This is a genomic window from Stenotrophomonas sp. PS02301, from assembly GCF_029959485.1.
Lineage (GTDB): Bacteria > Pseudomonadota > Gammaproteobacteria > Xanthomonadales > Xanthomonadaceae > Stenotrophomonas > Stenotrophomonas maltophilia_Z.
This window is the reverse complement of sequence record NZ_JASCOO010000188.1, coordinates 1-1,777: the sequence shown is the minus strand read 5'-3', so window position 1 is coordinate 1,777 and position 1,777 is coordinate 1. Positions and strand designations below refer to the sequence as shown.

Genomic DNA, 1,777 nt, shown 5'->3' with positions numbered 1-1,777 from the left:
GGCCTCAGGCCAGCGCGCCCGTGCAGCGCATGTGACACACGGCTCAACGCCGCCGCAGGAAGAACGTCACCGGCACCATCACCTCCACCGGGTCGCCGGTGATCTCTGCTGGCGGCGGCGGCAACGGGCTGCCGCGCCGCACCGTGGCCAACGTTTCCTCATCCAGCAGCGGATGGCCGCTGCTCTGGCCCAGCCGGATGTTGGAGGCGTTACCCTGCCGGTCCACCGAGAAGCGCACATAGGCCACGCCCTGCTGGCGCAGACGCTCGGCCTGGCGCGGATAACGACGGTACTGTTCCAGATGGCCCAGCAGCAGGCCCTGCCAGGTGACGGTCGCGCTGCCCTGGCGGCCAGCCACCGTCTGCGTGGCGGCATAGCGCTCGGACGGGCGTGCGGACACCGCCGGCGGTGCCAGGGTCTGGTCCACGTTGTGCTGGTCGGTCGGCGCTGCTTCGCGGGGTGTCTCGCGACGCAGGACGTCCTGCGTGTCCGGGGTGTCGTCCGGCGGGAGATCCTCCTTGGGCACCGGCGTAGGCTCGGGCCGATGCTGTTCCTGTTGCAACGGCCCGGGCGGGATCTCCTTCGGCGGTGCGGACGGCGCCTCCGGTACCGGCGCCAACTCCACCATCACCGCTTCCACCGGCGTGTCACTGACCCGCACCGGCGCACGCTGCTGCCACCACAGCGCGCCGCCGATCAGCACGGCATGCATAGCCAGCACGAGGGCGAGGCTGCCTGCCCAGCGCAGTGTCGCGGCGGTGTCGCGGCTCATTCGCTGCGCTGCTCCACGCCCACCAGCGCGATCCGGCGATACCCAGCCGCGCGCAGCGCGTTCATGGTCTGCATCAGGTCGCCATACGGCACGGCCTGATCGGCACGCAGGTAGATGCGCTGTTCGTGGTCGCCAGCGGTCAGCCGCTCCAGCGTGGCATTCAGCCCGTCAGTGCCGACCGGCACATCGTTCACGCTCAGCGACAGATCGGCCTGCACCGAGAGGAACACCGGTTCGGCATCGCGCGGCTGCGGCTGCGCGGTGCTGGCCGGCAGCTCCACCGGCGTATCCACCGTGGCCAGCGGCGCGGCGACCATGAAGATGATCAGCAGCACCAGCATGACGTCGATGAAGGGGGTGACGTTGATTTCGTGGCTTTCTTCCAGCGCGTCGTCGTCGTGCCGGGCGGTCTTGATGGCCATGACCGGTCCTCAGCGCGCGTCGCGGACAGCCGGCGCATTGCCGAGCCGGTCCAGATCGCGCGAGACCAGCTGCTGCACGCCGGCCGACAGATCACCGAGCAAGCCGCGGATGCCGGCCAGCACGCGGGTGAAGTGGTTGTAGATCACCACGGCGGGAATCGCTGCGACCAGGCCGAGCGCAGTGGCAAGCAACGCCTCGGCGATGCCCGGTGCGACCACGGCCAGGTTGGTAGTGTTGGCGTGGGCGATGCCGATGAAACTGTTCATGATCCCCCACACCGTGCCGAACAAGCCGACGAACGGCGCGATCGCGCCGATGCTGGCGAGCAGCCCCACCCCGGTGCGCAGCTGCCGCGCATGCGCCAGCTCGATGCGTTCCAGGCGCGAGGCGACCCGTTCCTTGATCCCGACCGGATCCTGCGCATCCTGCGAGAGGCGCAGCTCGGTCCGGGCCGCGTCGATCAGGTCATGCGCCGCGCCGTCGTCCAGCAGCGGATGCGTCTGCGCCACCGGCAGATGCGCGGCCTGCAGCAGCAGCGCGCGCGCCTGGCGCAGCCGCGTCAGCTGCCGGCCCAGCTCCCAG

At 70.3% G+C, this 1,777-nt stretch carries 3 protein-coding genes; all 3 read right to left on the bottom strand.

The features are described 5' to 3' along the window. Positions 1-43 precede the first annotated feature (43 nt). Positions 44-772: an energy transducer TonB gene (locus QMX81_RS20835; RefSeq protein ID WP_121039545.1), complete on the bottom strand. Its 729-nt coding sequence runs from the start codon at positions 770-772 to the stop codon at positions 44-46. Further along, a complete protein-coding gene (exbD, locus tag QMX81_RS20830; protein ID WP_121039548.1) occupies positions 769-1,194 on the bottom strand; it encodes a TonB system transport protein ExbD in 426 nt (141 codons plus the stop codon). The genes QMX81_RS20835 and exbD overlap by 4 nt, the downstream gene beginning before the upstream one ends. A gap of 9 nt (positions 1,195-1,203) precedes the next feature. Further along, positions 1,204-1,777, bottom strand: a 574-nt coding sequence (exbB, locus tag QMX81_RS20825; RefSeq protein ID WP_282264379.1) for a tonB-system energizer ExbB, incomplete at its 5' end; no start/stop codon positions are given.

What these genes read in the sequence shown, in the direction of transcription:
- QMX81_RS20835 (WP_121039545.1), bottom strand. Translation starts at nt 772, where the DNA reads ATGAGCCGCGACACCGCCGCGACACTGCGCTGGGCAGGCAGCCTCGCC.
- exbD (WP_121039548.1), bottom strand. Translation starts at nt 1,194, where the DNA reads ATGGCCATCAAGACCGCCCGGCACGACGACGACGCGCTGGAAGAAAGC.